At 39.2% G+C, this 23,876-nt stretch carries 29 protein-coding genes, 10 tRNA genes, 1 pseudogene and 1 other annotated feature; of the genes and pseudogenes, 34 read left to right on the top strand and 6 right to left on the bottom strand.

All coding sequences use genetic code 11. The features are described 5' to 3' along the window. Positions 1–25: 25 nt before the first annotated feature. Positions 26–310, top strand: coding sequence for a hypothetical protein (locus EDX97_RS01460; protein ID WP_128519426.1), 285 nt, complete (start codon positions 26–28; stop codon positions 308–310). An 8-nt stretch (positions 311–318) separates the two neighbouring features. On the opposite strand, the gene asnA is transcribed toward EDX97_RS01460, so the two are convergent. Continuing rightward, on the bottom strand, positions 319–1,326 hold the full coding sequence (asnA, locus tag EDX97_RS01465) for an aspartate--ammonia ligase (RefSeq protein WP_128519427.1): 1,008 nt from the start codon (positions 1,324–1,326) through the stop codon (positions 319–321). A 105-nt stretch (positions 1,327–1,431) separates the two neighbouring features. Between asnA and EDX97_RS01470 the strand changes: the two genes are divergently transcribed. The 8 genes from EDX97_RS01470 (at position 1,432) to EDX97_RS01505 (ending at position 8,704) form a co-directional block, all read left to right on the top strand. Further along, a complete protein-coding gene (locus tag EDX97_RS01470) occupies positions 1,432–2,799 on the top strand; it encodes a sodium-dependent transporter (RefSeq protein WP_183164220.1) in 1,368 nt (455 codons plus the stop codon). Between the two features lie 77 nt (positions 2,800–2,876). Further along, positions 2,877–3,851: an ABC transporter substrate-binding protein gene (locus EDX97_RS01475; RefSeq protein WP_128519429.1), complete on the top strand. Its 975-nt coding sequence runs from the start codon at positions 2,877–2,879 to the stop codon at positions 3,849–3,851. A 3-nt stretch (positions 3,852–3,854) separates the two neighbouring features. Continuing rightward, a complete protein-coding gene (locus EDX97_RS01480; RefSeq protein ID WP_128519430.1) occupies positions 3,855–4,781 on the top strand; it encodes an ABC transporter permease in 927 nt (308 codons plus the stop codon). Continuing rightward, the gene (locus tag EDX97_RS01485; protein ID WP_128519431.1) at positions 4,774–5,568 is read left to right on the top strand and encodes an ABC transporter ATP-binding protein; all 795 of its coding nucleotides are present in this window, start codon (positions 4,774–4,776) and stop codon (positions 5,566–5,568) included. Before EDX97_RS01480 ends, EDX97_RS01485 begins: the two co-directional genes overlap by 8 nt. A 27-nt stretch (positions 5,569–5,595) precedes the next feature. Next, positions 5,596–5,803 (top strand) — a binding site (T-box leader). Positions 5,804–5,848: 45 nt separating this feature from the next. Next, positions 5,849–6,823 carry an ABC transporter substrate-binding protein gene (locus EDX97_RS01490; protein ID WP_128519432.1) on the top strand — a complete coding sequence of 325 codons (975 nt, stop codon included), beginning with the start codon at positions 5,849–5,851 and terminating at the stop codon, positions 6,821–6,823. A gap of 12 nt (positions 6,824–6,835) precedes the next feature. Beyond that, entirely contained in the window at positions 6,836–7,702 is an 867-nt protein-coding gene (locus tag EDX97_RS01495; protein WP_128519433.1) for an ABC transporter permease, read from the top strand. Further along, a complete protein-coding gene (locus tag EDX97_RS01500) occupies positions 7,695–8,447 on the top strand; it encodes an ABC transporter ATP-binding protein (RefSeq protein WP_128519434.1) in 753 nt (250 codons plus the stop codon). The genes EDX97_RS01495 and EDX97_RS01500 overlap by 8 nt, the downstream gene beginning before the upstream one ends. A gap of 44 nt (positions 8,448–8,491) precedes the next feature. Then, positions 8,492–8,704 (top strand): hypothetical protein, encoded by a 213-nt coding sequence (locus EDX97_RS01505; RefSeq protein ID WP_128519435.1) that lies wholly within the window; start codon positions 8,492–8,494, stop codon positions 8,702–8,704. A gap of 10 nt (positions 8,705–8,714) precedes the next feature. Here EDX97_RS01505 and EDX97_RS01510 read toward each other — a convergent pair whose 3' ends face one another. Next, positions 8,715–9,644 (bottom strand): rod shape-determining protein, encoded by a 930-nt coding sequence (locus EDX97_RS01510; protein WP_128519436.1) that lies wholly within the window; start codon positions 9,642–9,644, stop codon positions 8,715–8,717. 58 nt (positions 9,645–9,702) lie between these two features. Here EDX97_RS01510 and EDX97_RS01515 point away from each other — a divergent pair, with 58 nt between their 5' ends. The 25 genes from EDX97_RS01515 (at position 9,703) to EDX97_RS01625 (ending at position 19,013) form a co-directional block, all read left to right on the top strand. Next, the gene (locus EDX97_RS01515) at positions 9,703–10,110 is read left to right on the top strand and encodes a hypothetical protein (RefSeq protein ID WP_148039792.1); all 408 of its coding nucleotides are present in this window, start codon (positions 9,703–9,705) and stop codon (positions 10,108–10,110) included. Positions 10,111–10,155: 45 nt separating this feature from the next. Continuing rightward, positions 10,156–10,231: transfer RNA gene (locus EDX97_RS01520), tRNA-Val, on the top strand. A 15-nt stretch (positions 10,232–10,246) separates the two neighbouring features. Beyond that, a tRNA-Tyr gene (locus EDX97_RS01525) sits at positions 10,247–10,330 on the top strand. Between the two features lie 5 nt (positions 10,331–10,335). After that, a tRNA-Gln gene (locus EDX97_RS01530) sits at positions 10,336–10,410 on the top strand. Between the two features lie 9 nt (positions 10,411–10,419). Then, positions 10,420–10,493: transfer RNA gene (locus EDX97_RS01535), tRNA-Gly, on the top strand. 3 nt (positions 10,494–10,496) lie between these two features. After that, a tRNA-Val gene (locus tag EDX97_RS01540) sits at positions 10,497–10,572 on the top strand. 10 nt (positions 10,573–10,582) lie between these two features. Next, a tRNA-Thr gene (locus EDX97_RS01545) sits at positions 10,583–10,658 on the top strand. Between the two features lie 4 nt (positions 10,659–10,662). Next, a tRNA-Lys gene (locus EDX97_RS01550) sits at positions 10,663–10,738 on the top strand. Between the two features lie 9 nt (positions 10,739–10,747). Continuing rightward, a tRNA-Gly gene (locus tag EDX97_RS01555) sits at positions 10,748–10,821 on the top strand. Between the two features lie 7 nt (positions 10,822–10,828). Then, a tRNA-Thr gene (locus EDX97_RS01560) sits at positions 10,829–10,904 on the top strand. An 11-nt stretch (positions 10,905–10,915) separates the two neighbouring features. Continuing rightward, positions 10,916–10,991: transfer RNA gene (locus tag EDX97_RS01565), tRNA-Lys, on the top strand. 119 nt (positions 10,992–11,110) lie between these two features. After that, positions 11,111–11,329, top strand: a complete 219-nt coding sequence (gene infA, locus EDX97_RS01570; protein WP_128519438.1) for a translation initiation factor IF-1 — start codon at positions 11,111–11,113, stop codon at positions 11,327–11,329. Between the two features lie 12 nt (positions 11,330–11,341). Then, the coding region (gene rpmJ / locus EDX97_RS01575) for a 50S ribosomal protein L36 (RefSeq protein WP_128520008.1) at positions 11,342–11,443 on the top strand (102 nt) is incomplete at its 3' end. Positions 11,444–11,445: 2 nt separating this feature from the next. Then, a complete protein-coding gene (rpmJ, locus tag EDX97_RS01580; RefSeq protein ID WP_081637596.1) occupies positions 11,446–11,562 on the top strand; it encodes a 50S ribosomal protein L36 in 117 nt (38 codons plus the stop codon). A gap of 12 nt (positions 11,563–11,574) precedes the next feature. Beyond that, the gene (gene rpsM, locus EDX97_RS01585; protein ID WP_128519439.1) at positions 11,575–11,940 is read left to right on the top strand and encodes a 30S ribosomal protein S13; all 366 of its coding nucleotides are present in this window, start codon (positions 11,575–11,577) and stop codon (positions 11,938–11,940) included. A gap of 16 nt (positions 11,941–11,956) precedes the next feature. Continuing rightward, positions 11,957–12,346: a 30S ribosomal protein S11 gene (gene rpsK / locus EDX97_RS01590; RefSeq protein ID WP_128519440.1), complete on the top strand. Its 390-nt coding sequence runs from the start codon at positions 11,957–11,959 to the stop codon at positions 12,344–12,346. A gap of 15 nt (positions 12,347–12,361) precedes the next feature. Continuing rightward, complete coding sequence (gene rpoA / locus EDX97_RS01595; RefSeq protein WP_128519441.1) at positions 12,362–13,312, top strand: DNA-directed RNA polymerase subunit alpha; 951 nt, start codon at positions 12,362–12,364, stop codon at positions 13,310–13,312. A gap of 11 nt (positions 13,313–13,323) precedes the next feature. Continuing rightward, the gene (gene rplQ / locus EDX97_RS01600) at positions 13,324–13,686 is read left to right on the top strand and encodes a 50S ribosomal protein L17 (protein ID WP_128519442.1); all 363 of its coding nucleotides are present in this window, start codon (positions 13,324–13,326) and stop codon (positions 13,684–13,686) included. A 36-nt stretch (positions 13,687–13,722) separates the two neighbouring features. After that, entirely contained in the window at positions 13,723–15,456 is a 1,734-nt protein-coding gene (locus EDX97_RS01605) for an ABC-F family ATP-binding cassette domain-containing protein (protein ID WP_128519443.1), read from the top strand. Next, on the top strand, positions 15,453–16,370 hold the full coding sequence (locus EDX97_RS01610) for a DMT family transporter (RefSeq protein ID WP_128519444.1): 918 nt from the start codon (positions 15,453–15,455) through the stop codon (positions 16,368–16,370). The genes EDX97_RS01605 and EDX97_RS01610 overlap by 4 nt, the downstream gene beginning before the upstream one ends. A gap of 839 nt (positions 16,371–17,209) precedes the next feature. Then, positions 17,210–17,368, top strand: coding sequence for a hypothetical protein (locus EDX97_RS11630; RefSeq protein WP_183164221.1), 159 nt, complete (start codon positions 17,210–17,212; stop codon positions 17,366–17,368). Between the two features lie 744 nt (positions 17,369–18,112). Continuing rightward, complete coding sequence (locus tag EDX97_RS01615) at positions 18,113–18,379, top strand: hypothetical protein (RefSeq protein WP_148039793.1); 267 nt, start codon at positions 18,113–18,115, stop codon at positions 18,377–18,379. 17 nt (positions 18,380–18,396) lie between these two features. Continuing rightward, a complete protein-coding gene (locus EDX97_RS11635) occupies positions 18,397–18,558 on the top strand; it encodes a hypothetical protein (protein WP_183164222.1) in 162 nt (53 codons plus the stop codon). Positions 18,559–18,596: 38 nt separating this feature from the next. Beyond that, positions 18,597–18,785, top strand: a complete 189-nt coding sequence (locus EDX97_RS12135; RefSeq protein WP_221175862.1) for a hypothetical protein — start codon at positions 18,597–18,599, stop codon at positions 18,783–18,785. Positions 18,786–18,827: 42 nt separating this feature from the next. Beyond that, positions 18,828–19,013 (top strand): hypothetical protein, encoded by a 186-nt coding sequence (locus EDX97_RS01625; protein ID WP_128519446.1) that lies wholly within the window; start codon positions 18,828–18,830, stop codon positions 19,011–19,013. A 363-nt stretch (positions 19,014–19,376) separates the two neighbouring features. Here the strand turns inward: EDX97_RS01625 and EDX97_RS01630 are convergent. The 4 genes and pseudogenes from EDX97_RS01630 to EDX97_RS01640 all read right to left on the bottom strand — a co-directional run. Further along, on the bottom strand, positions 19,377–20,284 hold a 908-nt coding region (locus tag EDX97_RS01630), incomplete at its 5' end, for an IS256 family transposase (RefSeq protein WP_128520010.1). Between the two features lies 1 nt (position 20,285). Continuing rightward, a pseudogene (locus EDX97_RS11640) lies at positions 20,286–20,731 on the bottom strand (transposase); the annotation flags it as partial. Positions 20,732–21,056: 325 nt separating this feature from the next. Beyond that, positions 21,057–22,406: an Orn/Lys/Arg family decarboxylase gene (locus tag EDX97_RS01635; RefSeq protein ID WP_128519447.1), complete on the bottom strand. Its 1,350-nt coding sequence runs from the start codon at positions 22,404–22,406 to the stop codon at positions 21,057–21,059. Continuing rightward, entirely contained in the window at positions 22,387–23,766 is a 1,380-nt protein-coding gene (locus EDX97_RS01640; protein WP_128519448.1) for an alanine/glycine:cation symporter family protein, read from the bottom strand. The genes EDX97_RS01635 and EDX97_RS01640 overlap by 20 nt, the downstream gene beginning before the upstream one ends. Between the last annotated feature and the right edge of the window lie 110 nt (positions 23,767–23,876).

The following is a 23,876-nucleotide window of genomic DNA, read 5'->3' on the forward strand; positions in this document are numbered from 1 at the left end:
TTGAGCTCCTTTTTTTGGAGGTTTTATGTTTGAAGAAGTTCAAAAGTTTTATCGTTATTGTCAAAAACAACTCTCGAAAAGTGTGGTTTCAATCAATGTAGTAACCGATACGTTTGATGAACAAGAAATAATGGATGCCTTGGCTTTTTGTGGAGCTATTGTGTATGAGGGAAGTGTTCATGAAGCGGATGCACGCATTGAAAAGAAAAAGTATTCTATTGGAAATGAAGAAATTCCGGTTTCAGCTTTTGCGGCCATAGAACCAATGTACACGTATTCAAATGCACGTATTAAAAAAGATCCCGAGTAGGGATCTTTTTATAAGATTTGAATATGATGTTCTTTACAAGCTTGAATCATATCGTCTGGCCAAATGCTGGCTTGGACTTCACCGATATGGGCTTTCTTCAGCAGCAACATACACAAACGAGATTGACCAATGCCACCACCAATGGTATAGGGCAGCTCTCGATTTAGGATGGCTTGATGATAAGGTAATTCCATGCGTTCCGTACAATTTTCTTTCTTTAATTGTTCAACCAAAGAATTTTCATCAACACGAATGCCCATAGAACTGATTTCCAATGCACATTGCAGAGGTTCAAACCAGAACATAATATCGCCATTCAGTTGCCAATCATCATAATCGGGAGCACGTCCGTCATGTTTTTCGCCATTGGAAAGTTTATCACCAATTTTCATGATAAAGACACAACCGTATTTTTTGGCAATCGCATTTTCTCGCTGGCGTGCATCTAGATTAGGATAGAGATCCAATAGTTCTTGCGTTGTGATGAAGTGAATATCGTCGGGTAGATGATTGACCGCTTCTGGATATTTGTACCAAACTTCGTGTTCCATGTGTTTGATCACTTTAAAAATATGACGAACGACTTGGCGAAGCGTTTCTTCGTTACGTTCTTCTTTGGTGATGATCTTTTCCCAATCCCATTGATCCACATAGGCAGAGTGTAAATTATCGAGGTCTTCATCTTTGCGAATCGCATTCATATTGGTGTAAAGGCCGGTATGCATCTGGAAACCGTATTTTTTAAGTGCAAATCGTTTCCATTTGGCAAGTGAATGCACAACTTCAATGTCTTCATGGGGGATGGCTTTCATATCAAAGTGTACAGGGGATTCTACGCCATTTAGATTGTCGTTCAAGCCCGAGCTTTTGGTGACAAAAAGTGGTGCGGAAACGCGGGAAAGATGGAGTTCGTTGCCGAATTCTCTTTGAAATGTGTCACGAATGTATTTGATGGCTTCTTGGGTATGGCGTATATCCAAGACAGGATCGTAATTTTCAGGTAATATCAGTGTCATAAGGACTCCTTTCTACATACCTTTTGATTGTACCATAAACGATGAATCATTGAAATAAATACAGATTATTGATACTATTGTACCGTTATGTAAGGAGAGTTGAATATGCGAGATCGATTTTCCAGCCGATTGGGATTTATCTTGATCAGTGCTGGTTGTGCTATTGGATTAGGAAATGTTTGGCGTTTCCCATATATTACGGGAAAATATGGGGGTGCTGCTTTTGTATTGATTTATTTGTTTTTTTTATTGATCTTAGGTTTGCCTGTCATGGTCATGGAATACAGTGTAGGTCGAGCCAGTCAAAAGAGTGCGGCACTATCGTTTGATGTCTTGGAACCAAAGGGTACCCATTGGCATTGGATGAAGTATTGGTGTTTGATTGGAAACTACCTATTGATGATGTTTTATACGACTGTATGTGGTTGGATGGTGTATTACTTTTATAAAATGATCACGGGATCTTTCCAAAATGCCACGGTCAATCAGATTACGGCAACATTTAACTCTATGTTGGCGAGTCCAAGTATTAATGTGGGTTACATGGTGCTTGTTGTCTTATTGGGATTCTTTGTGGTATCCAAAGGATTGGTAGATGGCTTAGAAAAAGTATCCAAAACCATGATGATTTGTCTTTTAGGATTGATGGTCATTTTAGCCGTTCGTTCTGTGACTTTGCCTGGTGCTTCGGCCGGTTTGAAATATTATTTAGTACCTGATTTTGGCAAAATGAAAGAATATGGAATTGGCAATGTGATTTTTGCCGCTATGGGTCAGGCTTTCTTCACTTTATCTTTAGGTATTGGTGCCATTGCGATCTTTGGTTCTTTTATTGATAAAGATCGACGTTTGACTTCGGAAGCGATGCAAGTGGTTGCCTTGGATACGTTTGTGGCTATTGTGGCTGGATTGATCGTTATTCCTGCTTGTTTTGCGTATCATGTAGATCCTGGTCAAGGTCCTGGTTTGATTTTTGTTTCTTTACCTAATATTTTTGCGAATATGGCTGGTGGCAACATTTGGGGTGCTTTATTCTTTTTATTTATGAGTTTTGCGGCGTTTACGACCATTATTGCGGTATTCCAAAATATTTTAACGATGACCAAAGAATTAACCGGATGGAATCGTACGCAAAACTTATTGGTAAGTTGTTTGGGAGTATTGATTTTATCATTGCCTTGTGCGCTTGGTTTTAATGTATGGTCTTTCATTCAACCATTGGGTGCGGGTACCAATATCCAGTCTTTAGAAGATTTTATCGTTTCCAACAATTTATTACCATTGGGATCCATGATTTATGTATTGTTTTGTACAGCTAAAAATGGTTGGGGATGGAAGCATTTCTTACAAGAAGCAAACAGCGGAGAGGGAATTCGCTTTCCAAAATCGATTCGTTGGTATTGCGGCATTGTGATTCCTTTATTGATATTAATTATTTTTGTGCAAGGATATATCGTTTATTTTGCAGGGTAGATGTCCATTTTGGATATCTGCTTTTTTTATGTAAGCGTATGTGATAAAATGTAAAAAATGTAAAAAGGAGAAGAGAAATGAAAAAATTAGGCAAAATTGCCCTTGCGGTCGCATTGGGCCTTTCCATGACTGCTTGTAGCAGTGGAACAGCAAAAAAGGATAAGAGTGATGTAAAGATTGGTGTCATTCAATACACAGAACATCCGGCTTTGGATAAAGCATATGATGGCTTTGTGAAACAAATGAAAAAGGCAGGTTATAAGAAGAGTCAGATTGATTTTAAAAATGCGCAGAATGATCAATCCAATTGTGAAACCATTGCCAATAAGTTTGTGAATGATGGCGATGATTTGATTTATGCGATTGCGACACCGGCTGCTCAAGCGGTCAAAGGAAAAACCGATGATATTCCAATCGTGATTTCAGCGGTAACCGATCCAAAGGCTGCTGGTTTGGTACAATCCAATAAAAAACCAGGTGAAAATGTAACGGGTACGAGTGATTTGAATCCGGTTGAAGAACAAATTGAATTGTTGCAGAAATTGATCCCAAATGCTAAAAAAGTCGGAATCATGTACTGTTCAAGTGAAGATAATTCCATCGTTCAGGCAAAATTAGCTCGTAAAGCAATCGAAAAAGCCGGTATGGAAGCACAAGATTTTACGGTTAGTGAAACCAATCAGATTCAACAGGTCGCTGAATCAATGGTTGGCAAAGTGGATGCTGTTTATATTCCAACCGATAATATGTTAGCGGAAAGTATTTCGAGTGTCACTTCTGTAACGAATGAAAATAATTTACCTTGCATCGTTGGTGAATCCAATATGTGTGAAGGTGGTGGATTGGCAACGTATTCGATCGATTATGAAAAATTAGGGGAGCAAGCAGGTAAGATGGCTGTGAAGATCTTAAATGGTGCAGATCCTGCGACAATGAAGATCCAATATCAATCGACTGATGATCTTCAATTGTACATTAATCGTAAAGTAGCGACACAATTGGGTATCACGATTCCCGATGAATACCAGGATGCTACAGATATAGGAGAATAATCTATGAATATACTACTAGCCATACAAGGTGCCATTAGCCAAGGTGTGCTCTGGGGCGTTATGGCATTGGGAGTATATATCACCTTTCGTTTGTTGGATATTGCCGATTTAAGTGTGGATGGTTCCTTTGCGACAGGTGGTGCTGTTTGTGCAGTTGCCATCCTACATGGTGTAGATCCATTGATTGCGGTTTTATGTGCATTTATTTCTGGCTTAATTGCTGGTGGTATTACGGGTCTACTTCATACAAAATGTCAAATTCCAGCCATTTTAGCAGGTATTTTGACACAAATTGGATTGTATTCCATCAACTTACGTATCATGTCTCGTTCGAATTTGCCACTATTGGCAAGTCCTACGATGTTTAAGATCTTCCATACAGCAACCCATATTTTGTCTTCTTGGTCTGTTTTGATCATTGGTGTGATTTTTGTGTTGGTTGTTTCGATATTGTTGTATTGGTTCTTTGGAACCGAAATGGGAAGTGCTATTCGAGCAACAGGTAATAATGAACATATGGTACGTGCGTTGGGTGTCAATACGAATACCACAAAACTATTGGGGTTGATGCTTTCCAATGGATTGGTTGCACTTTCTGGTGCTTTGGTTACCCAATCGCAAGGTTATGCTGATGTTAAACAAGGAATTGGTGCTATCGTCATTGGATTAGCTTCTATCGTCATTGGTGAAGTTATTTTCCGTGGCAAAGGAAATTTCTTTGTGGCTTTGATGTCAATCGTGGTAGGTTCAATCATCTATCGTATTATCGTTGCCATCGTTTTACAGTTGGGTCTATCAACCGATGATTTGAAATTATTTACCGCTATCTTAGTTGGTATTGCGTTGACGGTTCCAGTCGTTTTGGATCGTCGTAAACAGTTGGCTATGTATAAAAAACTGACTGGAAAGGAGATGGGTGATCATGCTTAGGATCGAACATGTCTCTAAAACTTTCAATATGGGAACCATCAATGAAAAGAAAGCATTGAATGATTTGAGTTTACATCTTGAACCGGGTGATTTTGCGACAGTCATTGGCGGCAATGGTGCCGGTAAATCAACGATGTTGAATATGGTTGCGGGAGTATATCCGATTGATTGTGGATATATCTACGTAGCAGGTAAGAATATTTCTTTGGAACCAGAATATAAACGTGCTTCTTTGATTGGTCGTGTATTCCAGGATCCGATGATGGGTACAGCCGCCAATATGAGTATTCTAGAAAACTTAGCCATGGCCAATCGTCGTGGTAAATCGCGTTCATTAAAATGGGGCGTCACCAAGGAAGAAGAAGGTCAATTTAAAGAAGAATTAAAACGATTGGGCTTAGGTCTAGAAGATCGTTTAACCAGTAAAGTGGGATTATTGTCTGGTGGTCAGCGACAAGCTTTGACTTTGTTGATGGCGACATTGATCGAACCAAAGTTGTTATTGTTGGATGAACATACAGCGGCTTTGGATCCTCGTACGGCAAAGAAGGTATTGGATCTAACGGTTGAAATTGTGGAAGCACAGCATTTAACGACATTGATGATCACGCATAACATGAAAGATGCGATTGCGATTGGTAATCGCTTGATCATGATGCATGAAGGTAAGATTATTTATGATGTGCGTGGTGAAGAAAAACAAAAACTAACCGTGGATGATTTGTTGAAGAAATTTGCCGAAGCACATGGTGATGAATTTGCGAATGACCGAATGATGTTGGGTTGATTTTCATCCATGTATCCGGTATGATAGAAAAAACCGTTGAAGAAGAGATCAAACGAAAAGATGTGCCGAAGCGAGTTCGGGATGGTGAAAGCCGAATGGTAACAGTTTCGCAAATGGACTTCGAAGGGCGAGGTGAATACAGTAGCCAAGACGTTTCCATGCGTTAAATGGATAAGTGGATATCGATTCGATATCAATTCAGGTGGTACCGCAGAATTTGTATTTTGTCCTGTATGCGTTTATGCATACAGGCTTTTTTTGTTAGAGAGGGAGGATGTGTATGAAGAAATTATTAGCTATTCTATTGGCAATGAGTTTGTCTTTGTCTTTGAGTGGTTGTCAATCCGTGACGCATGATAAACCGGTTGTATCGGTAGCTCAATTGGTTTCGCATCCATCGTTAAATTTGATTCGTGATAACTTTAAAAAAGAGATGAAACGATTAGGTTATGTGGATGGGAAAAACATTGAATTGAATTATGCCGATGCATCGGGTCAAGTGGCAAACTTAAATTCCATTGTGAATCAGTTTGAAGATAAACAAAGTGATGTGATCGTAGCAATTGCGACGCCAACAGCTCAAATGGCTGCACGTGTATCCAAAGATATACCCGTGGTATTTTCGGCTGTATCGGATCCAATCGGTGCGCAATTGGTTTCGAATTTAAAACATCCAGGCGGAAATATTACCGGTACAAGTGATGAGGTGCAGATTGATCAGATCTTGGAGTTGGCTAAAACGTTGACTCCAAATATGAAGACGGTTGGATTTTTGTACAATGCGTCGGAAACCAATAGTGTGGCCAATTTAAAAAAGGCAAAAACCTATTGTGCGAGTCATGGCTTAACATTGATTGAAGGAACGGGAAAAGATATTACCGAATTAGAAACTTCGGCTTCGGTTCTTTGTCAGAAGGTAGATGTCCTTTTATCGCCAAACGACAATACAGTGGCAAGTGCCATGCCTTCTTTATCGAAGACCGCAACCGATGCGGGCATTCCGTATTATGTAGGTGCGGATTCTATGGTCAAAGATGGTGGATTGGCTACGGTTGGTATTGACTATGCCCAATTGGGAAAAGAAACTGCAGATATGGTCGATCAGATCTTAAAAGGCAAAAAAGCGGGTGACATTCCAGTGAAAGTCTATAAAAAGAATTTATTCATTTATGTGAATAAGAAGACATTAAAAGCACTGAATATTACTTTGCCAGATTCGGTAGCACAAAATAAAAAACTTCAAATAGTAGGTTAGAGGGGAGAATTTATGTCGAGTGCAGTTATTTTAAAAGCGATAGAACTGGGATTGGTTTTATCTGTATTATCTTTAGGCGTATATATATCGTTTCGAATTTTGGATATTCCGGACTTAACAGTGGATGGTTCTTTTTCAACCGGAGCAGCGACGGTTGCTGTTATGACGATGGCAGGAGCGCCGATGGTGGGTTTATTTGCCGCGTTTTTAGCGGGATGTGTTTGTGGTATCATTACCGCTTTGTTGCAGACCAAGATGCATATTCAGCCCTTATTGGCAGGTATCATTACGATGACAGGGTTGTATTCGATCAATTTGCGAATCATGGGTAATTTACCAAATATGCCACTGATTTCTTTAGATCCAGCCAATGCGACATTATTTGATAAAATTGATCAGCCATTGTTGGCTTTGATTCCCATCGTTGCGGTGATTGGATTGTTGCTGTATTGGTTTTTCAAGACGAATTTGGGATTAGCGATTCGTGCAACAGGTAATAATGAGGCAATGGTTCGTTCGAGTTCCATCAATGCGGATACCATGAAGATCATTGGTTTTGCGATTTCCAATGGTTTGGTTGCTTTATCGGGTGCATTGTTTGCCCAATATAATCATTTTGCGGATGTGACTGGTGGTACCGGTATGATGGTCATTGGTTTAGCAGGTATCATTGTTGGTGAGGCCATCTTACAGAAACATACGATTGGATTTGGTTTGTTTGCGGCAATCTTAGGTGCTTGTATTTATCGTTTCTTGTATACACTGGCTTTACAGTTTGGTGTGCCTTCGGGCGATATGAACTTGATTTCCGCTATCTTAGTTGCGATTACGATTTCGATTCCGTATCTACGTAAAAGAAAGGGGACAGAAAATGCTTAGTCTACAAGATGTATCTGTTACTTTTAATGAAGGTACTTCATTAGAAAAGAGAGCTTTATCACACGTCAGTGTGGATGTTAATGATGGCGATTTTATCACGATTTTAGGAAGTAATGGTGCTGGTAAATCCACTTTCTTTAATGTGATTGCCGGAAAGCTACCAGTCAGTGATGGTAAGATCATTTTGGGTGGTAAAGATATCACCCATGAAAAAGAGCATGTGCGAGCTCGCAACATTGGTAGATTGTTCCAGGATCCTTCCATGGGTACGGCGAGTCGATTGAGTGTAGAAGAAAACTTGGCATTGGCATATTCTCGTTCCAATCGTGGTTTATTTTCAATGGCGGTCAATAAAAATGAACGTGCTTTCTTTGCAGAAAAGTTAAAAACGTTGAATATGGGATTGGAAGATCGAATGAAGACGCCGATTGGTTTATTATCAGGTGGTCAACGACAGGCTGTAGCTTTGATGATGGCGGTTTTAAATCCACCAGAAGTCTTGTTGTTGGATGAACATACGGCTGCATTGGATCCGAATAGTGCGAAAAAAATATTAGAAATCACCAATGAGTTGATCAGGGAAGAACATATTACGGCATTGATGATCACGCATAATATGAAAGACGCTTTAGAGAATGGCAATCGTTTATTGGTATTCCATGATGGCCAGATTCGTAAAGACTTTCATTCTGAGGAAAAAGCCAAATTGAAGCCAGCGGATTTGTTGGCGTACTATGAAGTTTGACAAAATAGGACTTTTATCATAGACTGAAAACAGAGGTTAGGACAATGTCACATATTTTAAAAGAATTGAAGCATGCGAATCTTCCAAAGCGAATTGATACAACGATTGAGTATAAATGTAAGACGGATGAAGATAAGGAAGCTGTTTATTCCATGCTCCATGATATGTTGGAAAATCATTTGGAAGAATTTGCGAAAGTCACATATGATTTAGAACCAGATAATGTTGTAAAAGTAGAAGTTATCGAAAATAGATAACTTCTATTTTTTATTCTTCTTCTTTTAAGCGGTTTAAGATCGTCATGATGCCATAAGAAATGGTATATTGCGGATTGGGACTGATAAAAAAAGGAACATTAAGTTGTTGACGTAAAATGGTATCTATATGGGGAATTTCCATTAATCCGCCACAGCAGACGATGCCTCGTTTTAAAAGGTCGCCTTGTTGTTGATTGGATAAGGTCGTTAAGAAGGTATAGATCCATTGACTCCAAGCATAAACAATGCGCGATAATACTTGACCGATTTGGTTTTGGGTGATGGTAATCCTGCGATTTTGCTGGGTACGCATGTCGGTGCCATGAATCACGATGGCTTCTTTGGTTTGACCAAACTGCAACAATAGATTTTCGATAAATGGTTGACTGACTTGGAGATCATAGTTGGTTTGGATCCATTTATTGAAGGCATGCAGAATTTGTGCACCGCCATATGGAGAATGACTTTCTTTTTGAATGATGCCATTAGAGAAACAAGCAATATCACAGGAAGCATGTCCCATGTACAACATACAGGCGGATACGGATGTGTTGATTTGTAGTTTAGCACCAATGGCTGCACACCACAGTTCTTTGTCATAGATAACTTGGGTTGCACCTTGTTCCAAAATGTGATTACGGATTTTTTCGCATTGTTTTTTATCAAAGGTAGAAGGAGTTGTAAAGAAAACGGTTGTTTTATGAAACAAACGAAAACTATCGTAGCGCGTAAAGATTTCATCTAAATAACTATAGAGTTCGGATAGACGTCGATAGCTACGAACATGACGAGTACCGCGTAGTTGACTGGCTTCGGTACCGATGGCCATTGTTTTTTTATTGGCGTCGAATGCCAGTAGGGCGGGTTGATCAAATAAAATATTGTTATCTTTGATGTAACGAATGGTGTGTGTACCAATATCTAATCCAATGTATTCCATATATCTATTTTACTATTGAAAAAAGAATGCTACAATACATTTACAAATGGAAGAATTAATGAAGTTTCCACAAGGAACATGTATGATTGTTTTATTGGATGCATTGGATAAGCCAAAGAGTGAGCGTGCGTTACGTCTTTGTATGGAATGGCAGCCACTATTGGAAGAAATGGGTGTTCCAGCGTATATTGTTTCTTCTTCGGATACGCGTTTGTATTCCATTCCTTATTTTCAATTGTGTTCGGATCTGGATTGTCATTTGCATCGTCGTTTTGGTGCCATTCGTTCAAAAGTGATTTATGGCAAATCAAGAGATTGTATCCAGGGTACGATCGTAGTGATGCAAGATAAGGATGTCGTACAAATCAATCATCGTGTGAATGAAAAAGCGATGCGTGCGGCGTGTATGTGTGCTTTAAAGAAAAGATATCAAGAGTTATTAAAAAAAGTGCAGAAAATTAATTGACAAAGAGTTTGTCTCTTGGTAATATATAAAAGCGCTAAGCAATACGGAGGTTTAGCTCAGTTGGGAGAGCATCTGCCTTACAAGCAGAGGGTCAGCGGTTCGAGCCCGTTAACCTCCACCATTTAAATATTTTTCTGGAGAGGTAGCGAAGTGGCTAAACGCGGCTGACTGTAACTCAGTTCCTTCGGGTTCGACAGTTCGAATCTGTCCCTCTCCACCATTCATTGGGGTATAGCCAAGCGGTAAGGCACAGGACTTTGACTCCTGCACTCGTTGGTTCGAATCCAGCTACCCCAGCCACTTTTTTATGCAGGTGTAGTTCAATGGTAGAACTTCAGCCTTCCAAGCTGACTACGTGAGTTCGATTCTCATCACCTGCTCCATCTGGAGGTTTAGCTCAGTTGGGAGAGCATCTGCCTTACAAGCAGAGGGTCAGCGGTTCGAGCCCGTTAACCTCCACCATTTCTTATTTGCCGACTTAGCTCAATTGGTAGAGCAACTGACTTGTAATCAGTAGGTTGAGGGTTCAATTCCTTTAGTCGGCACCATCGTGACCCGTTAGCTCAGTTGGTAGAGCATTTGACTTTTAATCAAAGGGTCAGGCGTTCGAATCGCCTACGGGTCACCATTTTTTTATGCAGGTGTAGTTCAATGGTAGAACTTCAGCCTTCCAAGCTGACTACGTGAGTTCGATTCTCATCACCTGCTCCATTGATTTGCCGACTTAGCTCAATTGGTAGAGCAACTGACTTGTAATCAGTAGGTTGAGGGTTCAATTCCTTTAGTCGGCACCATCTTTTTTTTTGACCTGTTAGCTCAGTTGGTAGAGCATTTGACTTTTAATCAAAGGGTCAGGCGTTCGAATCGCCTACAGGTCACCAAATGCATGAAACAGGCTTGTCCTGCTTTTTTTTTACTTGGCAAGGCGTATAAAGTTTAGTATAATGGTAATTGGCTTTTTATGCCTATCATTTCATCAGAAAAGGAGGAGTCAAGGTTCATGGCTAAGCAAGATGTGATCGAATTAGATGGTATCGTTGTTGATACTTTACCAAGTGCTGCTTTTAAAGTGAAATTGGAAAACGGACACGAAATCATGGCTCACGTTTCTGGTAAAATCCGTATGCACCACATTCGCATTTTACCAGGTGATCGTGTAACCGTAGAAATTTCACCCTATGATTTAACACGTGGGCGTATTACATTTAGAAGAAAGTAGGAGGTTATTAATATGAAAGTAAGACCATCCGTAAAACCAATGTGCGATAAATGTCGAGTCATTCGACGTAAGGGAAGAGTCATGGTAATCTGTGAGAACCCAAAGCACAAACAGNTATGAAAGTAAGACCATCCGTAAAACCAATGTGCGATAAATGTCGAGTCATTCGACGTAAGGGAAGAGTCATGGTAATCTGTGAGAACCCAAAGCACAAACAGAGACAAGGAAACTAACAGGAGGAAAAAATGGCACGTATTGCAGGTGTAGATATTCCAAACAATAAGCGTGTAGTGGTTTCATTGACATATATCTATGGCATTGGAAACAGTACCGCAAAGAAAGTATTGGAAAGCGCAAATGTCAGTGAAGATATTCGAGTAAAAGATCTGACAGATGAGCAGATGAATGCGATCCGAAAAGAGATCGACAACATCAAAGTGGAAGGAGATCTTCGACGCGAAGTCCAATTGAACATCAAACGATTGATGGAGATTGGATGTTATCGAGGAATCCGACATAGAAAAGGATTGCCCGTACGAGGACAGAGAACGAAGACCAATGCGCGTACGCGTAAAGGAAAAGCCAAGACAGTGGCAAACAAGAAGAAGTAGGGAGGTTGTGTAGAGTATGGCACAGAAGAAAACCAAAGCGAAACGTCGTGCAAAGAAGAATGTTGCGCGTGGAGTTGCACATATCCACTCAACTTTCAACAACACGATCGTAACGATCACAGATGAACAAGGAAATGCTGTATCATGGTCCAGTGCAGGAGCATTAGGCTTCAAAGGAAGCCGCAAGAGCACACCATATGCTGCGCAGTTAGCGGGAGAAGCAGCTGGAAAAGCGGCAGCCGATCATGGTATGAAGACGGTAAGTGTAGAGATCAAAGGACCAGGTCCAGGACGAGAAGCAGCGGTACGTGCTTTGCAGGTAGCCGGACTTGAGATCAAAATGATCAATGATGTTACACCAATTCCACATAATGGATGTCGTCCACCAAAACGACCTCGTGGATAGTAAAGGAGGACTAGAATGCAGGAATTTGAAAGAGCCATTTTTCATCTAGAGTCTTGTAATGATGAAAATACTTCTGGTTCCTATATTTTCGAACCATTAGAAAGAGGCTTTGGAACAACGATTGGCCACACGATTTGCAGTGCAATGATGTCCGATTTGCCTGGTTGTCGTGTAATTGGTTTCCAGGTGCAGGGAACGGATGCCAATGCTTTGACCATTGATGGTGTATCGGAAGATACCACTATGATGGGTTTGAATTTAAAATCAATCAAATTAACAAGTGAAGTTGACGGTCCCGTCACGTTGCATATTTCAAAACAAGGGCCTGCGCTGGTCCAAAGTGCAGATTTGATTTGTCCAGAAGGTGTATCCGTTGTTGATCCGGAACAAATCATCTGTAATTTAGAGAAGGGTTCCCATTTAGAAATGGATATCTTAATTGCCAAGGGAACTGGATATAAAAGCGCACAGGAAATTAAATTCGATTATGACTTGCCAGAAGCGTATCGTGCTTTAGATGTTAAGTTTACACCAATTGAGAAGGCTGATTATTTATCTGAACCAGCTCGTATTGGATTTGACAAAAAGTATGATAAAGTTCATATCTCCGTAACTACCGATGGATCGATCACTCCATTGGATGCCATCAGTGAAGCAGCGGGTCAAGTGATTGATTATTTAGATGCAATCATTCCAGTTGCTGATTTGGAATTGGAAGAAAGCTTCTTGGTACAAGAACCAGTGGAAGAAGAAACAACAAAGGTCAATACGATGATGATCGAGGACTTGGATTTATCTGTCCGCTCCTATAACTGTTTGAAACGTGCTGGTATTCAAACAGTGGATGAATTGACACAAAAAACAGAAGATGAAATGATGCATGTCAAGAATTTAGGTAAAAAGTCATTAAAAGAAGTAAAGGACAAGATGTACCAATTGGGTTTGTTCTTTAAATCGTATGAATAAGGAGGATCACGATGCAGAATCGTAAATTAGGTCGTACTGCAGATCATCGTAAGGCTTTGTTGCGTAACATGGCCACTTCTTTGATTGAAGCAGAACAATTAGAAACGACAGAAATGAAAGCGAAAGAATTATCTGCTGTCATGGATCACTTGATCACATTAGCGAAACAAAATGATTTAGCGGCTCGTCGTAGTGCAGCTGCCTATGTTCGCAATGTAGAAGTGGACGACAATGGAACAACCGCTTTACAAAAATTGTTTAACGAAATTGGACCTGCCTATGCAGATCGTAATGGTGGATATACACGCGTAGTCAAAACGAGAATTCGTCGTGGCGATGCAGCGCCAATGGCCATCGTTGAATTGGTGAAGTAGAACTTTCTACTTCACTTTTTTTGAAAGGAAGAGAGTATGGTATGGATCAGTGTTCATGGTCTAAAAAAGACCATTAATGATCGGACATTATTTGAAGATGTGGATCTGACTTTAGAAGATCGTGATAAAGTCGCGTTGGTTGGTACCAATGGTACAGGAAAGAGTACGTTATTACGGATCTTGGCCACACAATCGGATTATGATCAGGGTGAAATCATCTGTAAAAAGGGTCTAAAGATCGCGTATTTGCCCCAAAATCCTGTGTTTGAACAAGAGTCCATATGGGATGAAATTCATCAATATCGCAAAGACAAAGAGGATTTTGAAGTGAAATCCATTTTAACCAAATTGGGTTTCAGTGATTTTTCTTTAAAGGTCGAAACTTTATCGGGTGGACAAAAAAAGCGATTGGCGTTGGCCATTGTTTTGTTGCAACCTTGTGATGTCTTATTGTTGGATGAACCAACCAATCATTTGGATGAAGATATGGTGGAATGGCTAGAGAATTATCTGCAACATTTGCATTGTGCTTTATTCATGGTCACGCATGATCGCTATTTTTTAGAGTCTGTATGCACCAAGATTGTGGAAATCGACCAAGGACATTTCTATGTGTATTCAGGCAATTACGAGGCCTTTTTAGAGGCGAAAGCCCAACGAAAAGAACGAGAGCAAGCACAGGCACATAAAGCTTATCAATTGTATAAAAAAGAATTGGCGTGGGTGCGTGCAGGTGTACAAGCACGATCCACCAAGCAACAAGCACGGTTGCATCGTTTTGAGGATTTGCGAAAAGAACGGTTTATGATCAATGAAAAAAACTTGCAACTGACATCGGTCTCTTCTCGTTTGGGTAAAGAAACTATTGAATGGGAGCATATGGGCTTTCAATATGGAACACACGAGTTATTTCATGATTTTTCATATCGATTAAAACGGAATGATCGTATTGGCATCATCGGTCCAAATGGGTGTGGAAAAAGCACGTTATTAAATCTTCTTGATCAAGATTTACAACCAACACAAGGTTCTATTTCATATGGGCAAACGGTGCGTATTGGTTATTTTCGCCAAGGTGATGATCAGGTAGACCTTTCGATGCGTGCCATTGATTATATTGAAGAAGTAGCGCATGTGATTTCTTATGGAAAAGAATCATTAACGGCTTCACAGATGATGGAACGGTTTCTATTTGACAAGAAGATGTACTATATGCCATTGGGGCGATTATCCGGTGGTGAAAGAAGACGATTGTATTTGTGTCGTGTCTTGATGCAAGCCCCTAATATTTTATTATTGGATGAACCAACTAATGATCTGGATATCATGACATTGGAAGTATTGGAAGATTATTTGGATGCTTTTAGTGGCGCCATTATTACGGTGAGTCATGATCGTTATTTTTTAGATCGTGTTTGTGATTCAGTCTTTGTTTATCAAAACGATCATACATGGGAAATGTATTTGGGTGGATATTCGGATTATAAAGCAAAGCTCCAACCCATCAAAAAAGAAACAATAAAAAGAGGAACCACACCAAAGCGCAAGACAATGCCGTATGCTGAGAAAAAGGAATTGGAACAATTGCCGGCTTTGATGGAAACCTATGAAAATAAAATCAAGGAATTAGACCAATGGATGCAAGAAGCTGGTGCCGACTATTCCAAGTTGCAACCTTTATCGATTCAACGAAATGAATTCGAATCCAAATTAGAAGCCGCAACCGAACGTTGGATGGAATTGGAAGAAAAGAAAGAGGCCATGAAATGACGATTTGGAAGAAGTCTTGGTTTGTGACTTTGATTGCTGTTTTTTGTTGCTCATTATGGGGATCAGCGGGTCCTTTTATTAAAAAAGGATATGCTTTATTTGCGGTAGATCCACAGGATACAGCTTCTATTCTTGTTTTTGCGGGACTACGCTTTACATTAGCTGGTATCTTGGTCTTATTGGTGGATTGGCTTTTACATCCACAGAAAGAGTGGAAAATAAAACCTAGTTCTGTCCTTTGTTTAGCTATCTTTCAGACAACAGCTCAATATATTTTTTACTATTTGGGATTGGCACATACCAGTGGAGTACGAGCCGCTATTGTGAACGGGACAGGCGCCTTATTTGCTTTATTATGTGCATGTTATGTATTTCATACCGAAAAAATGACAAGCAGTAAACTGATTGGAGTCATATCTGGTTTTGTTGGCATTTTGATCATGAATCATTTTTCCTTTGGATTGGAACTCGGAACCATCTTGGTCTTATTATCGCAGGTCAGTGCCGCTATTTCTTCTTGTTTGATCAATCGTTTCACCCAAAAAGAAGATCCCGTACAACTGAGTGGTGCACAGTTTTTATTGGGTGGCTTATTACTGATTGGCATTGGCTTATTGCATGGTGGACACAGTCCGCATGGACCAATGAGTGGTTGGTTTGTTTTGATTTATTTGGCATGCTTATCGGCAATTGCCTATACATTATGGAGTCTGTTATTACAGTCGAATCCCGTTAGCAAGATTAGTATTTTTAATAGTTTGATTCCTGTTTTAGGCGTATTTATTTCTGCCTTCTTATTACATGAATATGCTCAGGCATTTGCATGGACCACATGGGTCGCTTTATTATTTGTCAGTGGCGGTATTCTTTTTGTGACAATAGGAAAAGATAAGAAAGTTAGGAAGTCTGTATGATGATTTTCTAACTTTTTTTATGACATTGAATATAACAAACACTTGTTTCATGCTATTTATAAGAAAGGTAGCAAATAGATATAGACTCAATGGATATAAAAATGAAGGACATGCTGAGTGTTTTCAGAGGCTACAATCATTTAAAACCCTCCTGAAATACGTTTATTTGAAAGTGGAAGAGAAGGTGCTCATGCCTCAGTACAGGAGAACGGATCATAAACTTTTCGTTATTTGGTTAAAAGGTTTACAGAAACACCCAATAGGAATGAATGATTTTATTTAAATTCAATGGCAACGATAATAATAATAATACTTTCTAAATATCTAACACGTTGTGCAGAAAGGAAACTTCATGTATATAGAAGTAGAAAAGGCCCATCAATATTTTTTATTTGGGATTTTGGCCATAGCGATTTTATTATGTTGAAAATTGATAAGCACGCAAACATTACCGGAAATCTGTAGGAAATTCTAGGGAAGCTTTTCGGCTTGTCATCCTTATTGTCGTAATTTTGGCAACCCCGGATGGAAAAAGTTTTGTACATGATTTTTTCATTGGTTTGTCCATTATAACTATTGCGATTGCCCAGTTGGTACTTAGTGGAATCCGAGCTGATCCTGGGTATTTTTCTTATACTGTACAGCTTGTATCCACAATTATTACTTATGTGCTGACTGGTATTTTTGAGGAAATCTTGTTTTGAGATGTGGTGCTAAACGCTTTTCAGAATGCTTTGAAAAAAGAGTGCCAAGACCATCTGGGTATTGCTCACTTTATCTGCACTAGCATTTGGGATGCATCTTATAAATCGGGTCTCAGGACAAAATGGTGTGGGAACATGAATGCAGAAGCGTCTATCCTCAGCATTTTGCCGTCCCTTGTTACTTTAGTCGGGCTTACCCTGTTTCTCTTAAGGAAATCTAAGATGGGAGAAACGGTTGATGAAAATCGTGATGAAAAACGCAGAATCAAATCAAACGTCTGCATCTACGAATAAACAGAAGCAGTTGCATGGAAAGATGATATGTACTGCAAAACATTACTTTATTTTCAGAGAAACATCTCTTCAACAGTCATAATAAATGAAAAAAGAACTGCAACTTTCTGACTGCGTATTGGTCAAAATGTTTCCGATTTTATATCATCTGTTCATAAAGGAGAGGGCGTATCTCAGAAAAAGATAACATCTCTACCTATTCCACCTGATGATTGTTTATGCAATCGAGTTAATGATATCAGCCAGAATATGATTCCATTATCAAAGACATGGATAGAAACACGATTCAATGTGGACTATGCAGTCTCTTTTATAGCGTCAGACTAAATAAAATATGTGTTAAAATAGGCGTTTACCATTGAATAAATAGATCTCTTGTTTCATGGTATAAATAAGAAAGGTAGCAAACTTATATGTAGGTTATAGGATACATATATAATTTTTTATGCACCAGCGAATACTTGAAATAACGAATCCTTGTGAATTACATATCCAGAATTACCAATTAAAAATTATACAAGAAGATCAAATTTTCTTTGTTTCGATTCATGAACTGTCCATAATAATTGCACAGGGACAGAATATCCGATTATCAACCATCGTTTAGTCATTAGTGAGTGATAGCTATGTCTGAAAGCCTCAGTTTTCAGGGGTCCTGAAATAAGCCCCTCTGAAAACTTAAAATCAGAATATGAAAGTGCTGTTAAAGAAAGTCTCTTTCCGAAAGGAACTACATACAAAAATGTGGTGATACATGAATTTGGACATATAATTGATCGAAACAATCCAGAAATCAGACAAGATATTCTATATGTATTGCAACAGAAAGCAAGGAATGCTAATCTAGAATTGGACGAAATAATAGAAGAAAATATCTCAACATATGCGGCTATTAGAAATAACAATAGCGCAAATTTTACAGAACTGGTTTCTGAAATGAATAATGCGTATAATGGTATCAATCCAAATTTTGTAAAAGATTTGATTTATAAGGCAGGTGTTAAATTATGAGGATCGATCGTAATTATATGAAATTTGCTAAGCATCATGAATTCTACACTTTTGAGCCCGGAAAAATGTACATGCCTACAAAAAACTGCCCAGATGATTTAAAGAAAGCAATTGATGAATATAATTCATATACTTTTCCGGATCAATACAAAAAAAGCAAAGCAAGAAAGCACGGTTGAAATCGTGCTTTTTTAGTGCAAGAAATAGAGGATTAAGCATGAATAATGATTATAAACCTAGAAATGGGATAAGCTTTTGTGAAGCCTTGACCATCACTTTTATCGTGTTAAAACTGTGCCATGTTATTGCCTGGTCGTGGTGGCTTGTGTTATTGCCCTTATTTATTCAAATTGCCATACTATTTGTTTTCAGGGGCCCTGACATAAGCCCCTCTGAAAACAAATAGGGACGTAGGAAAAATAAAATTTAAAATCAAGGAGTGGTTGGAATGAAAGCTAAATGGAAGGGAAAAACAAGTTCTTTTATGCTCACCCATAATAAAGTTTACGATGTCATATCCATAGAAAAGGGGTGGTACAAAGTGGTTGATGATTCTGATGACGACTATTTGTATCCACCAGAAGGATTTGAGATCGTGGACCCAAATATGGATGGAGTTCTGGTAAAGGATTAACTATGTCTGAGATCATCAAATTGATCTACCGAATACTTAAGATCCTCGAGAAGGTTTTCAGGGGTCCTGAAATAAGCCCCTCTGAAAACTCAATTTGATGCTTTCGGACATAGCTAGCTTTATCTTTCATGGGTTTGTCAAGAAAAGTGTGTATTTAATATTTTATGATCGATTTTAATAAGTTCTAAATCTTGTTTTGAAATGATGTTTTATGCCGAGAAAACTTGTTTATAATGAGCGACCCTAATGTACGCTTAAAACGGCCAGCTGAAAATTGATTTTTTTGACTGGCCGTTTTTTCAGGTTCTTAGGGGCGGAGGCTCATTGTAAACAAGGAACTTGGAATATATATCATTTCAAGATTCAGTATTGAATGTACTTTTCGATACGATCCTTAAACTGATCGTTGACCAACAATTGATTCAATACCATCGACCAATTATTCAAATGTCCTTTGTCCCATTTTTTCTGTAGTTCCTTCACCCGTAAATAGAGCAGCTTGAATACAGCTTCATGATTTGGAAATGACCCTTTTTTCGTCACTTTTCGAAAGGAGGAATTTACCGATTCGATCGCATTTGTCGTATACATAACTTTTCGAACAGCAGATCCATAATCAAACAGCTGTTCTACATGAAGGAAATTCCTTTTCCATACTTCGATCGCTCCAGGATATTGTTTCCAGTTGTCGCAGAATGTGTCGAACGCAGTCTTAGCTGCTTTTAGTGAAGAGGCTCCATATACTTTTTTAAGATCGGATGTGAATTTTTTGTAGTCCTTAGTTGGTACATATCGGATGGAGTTCCGAATCAGATGAACGATACATCTTTGTACGACAACTCCGGGGAAAATAGCTTTGGCACCCGATTCAAGACCGGATACGCCATCCATAGAAATGAAAAAGATATCTTCGACTCCTCGTGCCTTGATCTCATCAAATACCTGCATCCAGTAGTTCTTTGATTCCGTGGAATCCATCCACAAACCAAGAATTTCCTTTTGTCCCTGCAGGTCATACCCAAGAATCACATAAACGGCTTCTTCTTTGGCTTCATAATCGTTTCTGACAGAAACATACATACAGTCGACAAAAACAAATGGGTAACATTTTTTGAGCGGTCTGTTCTGCCATTCTTCCACTTCGGGAAGGATAGCATTGGTTATATCCGAGATCATATCGTGTGATACTTTAAAACCATAAATATCCTCGATCGTTGATGAGATATCACGTTGTGACATTCCACGTGCATACATGGATAATACCTTTCCTTNGAGATCATATCGTGTGATACTTTAAAACCATAAATATCCTCGATCGTTGATGAGATATCACGTTGTGACATTCCACGTGCATACATGGATAATACCTTTCCTTCGATATCGGAAACATCCTTTGATCGTTTGGGAACAATGACTGGTTCGAAGGATCCATTCCTGTCTCTTGGCGCATTGATTTCTACTTCTCCCATTGTGGTTTTTAAAGTTTTGGGATTGGAACCATTTCTTCTGTTCTTTGTAGATTTTGGCTCTTTTGAATTGGATTTATAACCAAGATGATTGTCCATTTCCCCCTGAAGCATGCCTTCAAACAATGGACCAAAGATTTCTTTGAGAGCATCCTGCATATCGGCTAATGAATCACAGTCATATTCTTTAAGGATTTCATTGGCAATCTTGACAGCGGCGGGATTTCTTTTAATTTTACTCATTTCATTCATTTTCCTTTTTCTCCTTCAACCATATCATGAGATAGGCATAATAAAAACTGTGTTCATTAGTTAGCCGTACGCATCTAACTAACTTACACAGTTTAGATTACACTCTCTCCTCTCGGGACTAATTTAAAATAATAAGGTCCAATTATTTGTCCTTGCCCTCAACCTACCGCCCTCTCATAAAGAAGACAAGCTCTAAAAAATCACACACATATTTGTTTTTATAAAGCTAATAACTATTTGACCAACCCTTTTTCATGCTTAGAATGTAACTTGTTTCCGAGAAGAATCTGGGTTGTTGAATGATTTAGCTTTTCCCTATAGCCATTTATTCTTCAACAATAGCGATTGTTTGAACATCATAGGTTTGTAGAACATCAACCATTTCTTTTGTGATGATTTCACCACTCACAGCAATTGGAATTGCTGGTGGACAAGAGACCGAGGGTTCGCTACAGATGTGGCCAATGGCTTCATTTACAGGTACGAATTTTTGACGGCTTAAGATAGCTTGGCGAATCGAAAGTTTTCGTGTTGGCTTTACCTGGAACAAAGCTTGTTGCGTGGATGGTAAAGGTTGTTTATGTGGTGTTTCTAGTAAGGTTTGTTTCAAGCGTTCAAAATCGATGGGTCGGTTTTGTGGTGTGAACATACACACTAGAAAATCACTATCTGCAAATTCAGGTTCGGCATGATGGGCACGCAATCGTTCGGCGAGTTCATAGCCATGGATGCCCATTTGTGAAGCATGGATCGTTACCTTGGTTTTTTCTGAAGGTAAAACCGGAATGTTTGCTTGTATTAGTTCTGCTTTTAATTGATCTAGTTTTTGAATTAAAGCTTTTAATTCCGAACGAAAAGAAGTATCTAAATAGGCATTGCATCGATCTAAAGATTGCAAGATCAAATAGGATGGACTGGTTGACCCAAATAACATCATGGATGCTTTGGCCATTGGACCAACTTCTTGATTGGCTTGCTGGGAAAGATGCAAATAAGAGCCTCCCGTTACGACAGGAAGGGTCTTATGGGCAGAATCGCAACTCATATAGGCGCCTAGGTCGATAGGATGTTGGGATTCGGGTAAAAAGTGTAAATAGGCACCATGTGCATTATCGACTAATAAGGGTACATCATATTCTTTGCAAACTTCGGCAAGTGCTTTGATATCACTCATTTGGCCAAGATAGTCTGGACTAGTGATATACAGACCAATGGGCAAAGTATCGGCTTGTTCGAATTTTTGTTTGACTTGTTCCGGTGTTACCACAACAGAACAAATAGATACTTGTTCTTCGTTAGGCATGATCCAGTCAATATCAATATCTAATAGGGCACAGGCATATAATAAAGCTTTATGGGCATTACGACCGGCTAAGAGTACAGGTCGGTTTTTTAATGGTTTTCGTTTGTATGCCAGGGCAATCATGGTACGAATGCTTAGACTCGAACCTTCAGCTGAATACAATGTTTTTCCGGTATGGAAAAGCTTGGATGCATTTTCTTCACTTTGAGCAATAATGCCATCGGCTTCATATAAAGCATCAGCGCCTTTGATTTCCGTAATATCTAAACTTTCAAAACCAAGAATATTTTGGCCTTTATGACCAGGCATATGCAAACGAGATGTTTGACTTTCCTGATAGGCTTTTACAAAATCACAAATTGGCGTCTTCATCTTTAATTTTTCCACCTGTTGGGATTTTTTCTTTATATATGCGTACCAAAGTGCCACTGAGTAATAATAAGGCAATTAAGTTTGGAATGGCCATTAATCCATTTGCGGTATCGGCTAGATCCCAAACAAATTCTAGGCCACCGATAGAACCTACAACAATAAAGGCAATCCATATCCATCGAACGGGTAATACGGCCTTTTTGCCCCAAATAAATTCACCGGAAACTTCGCATAGGAAACTGGAAGTAATCAAGCAACTATAACCAAACAAGAAAGTACTAATCAAAATAAAATAATTACCAATATGGCCAGGCATGAATGTAGAGAAGGCATGCATGGCTAATTCCGTACCAGATATACCTGTGACCCATTTTCCTGATAACACAATGACAAGTCCAGTGACGGTATTGATGATCATGGTATCCAAGAATACTTCTACAATGCCCCAAAAGCCTTGGTTTTCAATATAGTCTACATCAGCAGAACAGTTTAGTGTTGGACTGGAGCCCATTCCGGCTTCATTTGAATTTAGTCCTCGTGCTAATCCAACTGTCATGATTTGCATGACGGTAGCTCCAGCAAATCCACCCGCTGCTCCTTGCGGAGTAAATGCACCCGTAAAGATAGTAGCAAAGGCATGTGGTAATTGTGGCAAATGTAAAATTACAATGATTCCACCAACAAAAATATAAATCAGGCTCATTAATGGTGTGAGCCATTCGCATACATCGCCAATACGAGTAATACCACCTAAAATAACAATGGCAGTTAGGAAAGCCATGATAATACCGGATGCCAATGGGGGAACATGCCATTGGGCTTGAATACCTAGTACAATACTGTTGGTGTCAACGATGGCACCACAGACCATGTAAGAAAAAATAGCCATGATACAGAAAAAATAGGCCATCCATTTGGATTTGAGTCCTTTATAGATGTAAAACATGGCACCACCAATGTATTCGCCACGTTCATTCTTTTCACGATAATATAAGCCCAATACAATTTCGGCAAATTTTGTCGCCATGCCAAAGAAAGCCGATAGCCACATCCAGAATAGGGCACCAGGACCACCGGTAGCAACAGCAGTTGCCACACCAGTAATATTTCCCGTTCCAACGACACAGGCAATGGAGGCAAGTCCAGCTTTGGCACTGGCGATGGTACCGTGTTCGGTTTGACGTCGATGGTCTTCTTTCATTCGTCCCAAAGTAACTTTGCGAATATCTTTGATTCTTGATAATTGTGGGAATTTGAGACGAACAGAAAGGAAGATACCGGTTCCTAACAAGAGGGCAATCATGATTGGCCCCCAAACGATATCATTCACAAAACTGTTTACTTCATTAATAATTTCCATAATTTCTCTCCTTTGTGTATGATCACATTTTAGTATTTAATCATAGGTTGCATGGATATGCTAATAAAAATATAAGTATTTCTTTTTTTCGAAATCACTGAAAAAAAACC

This window comes from Absicoccus porci (genome assembly GCF_003725415.1).
GTDB lineage: Bacteria > Bacillota_I > Bacilli_A > Erysipelotrichales > Erysipelotrichaceae > Absicoccus > Absicoccus porci.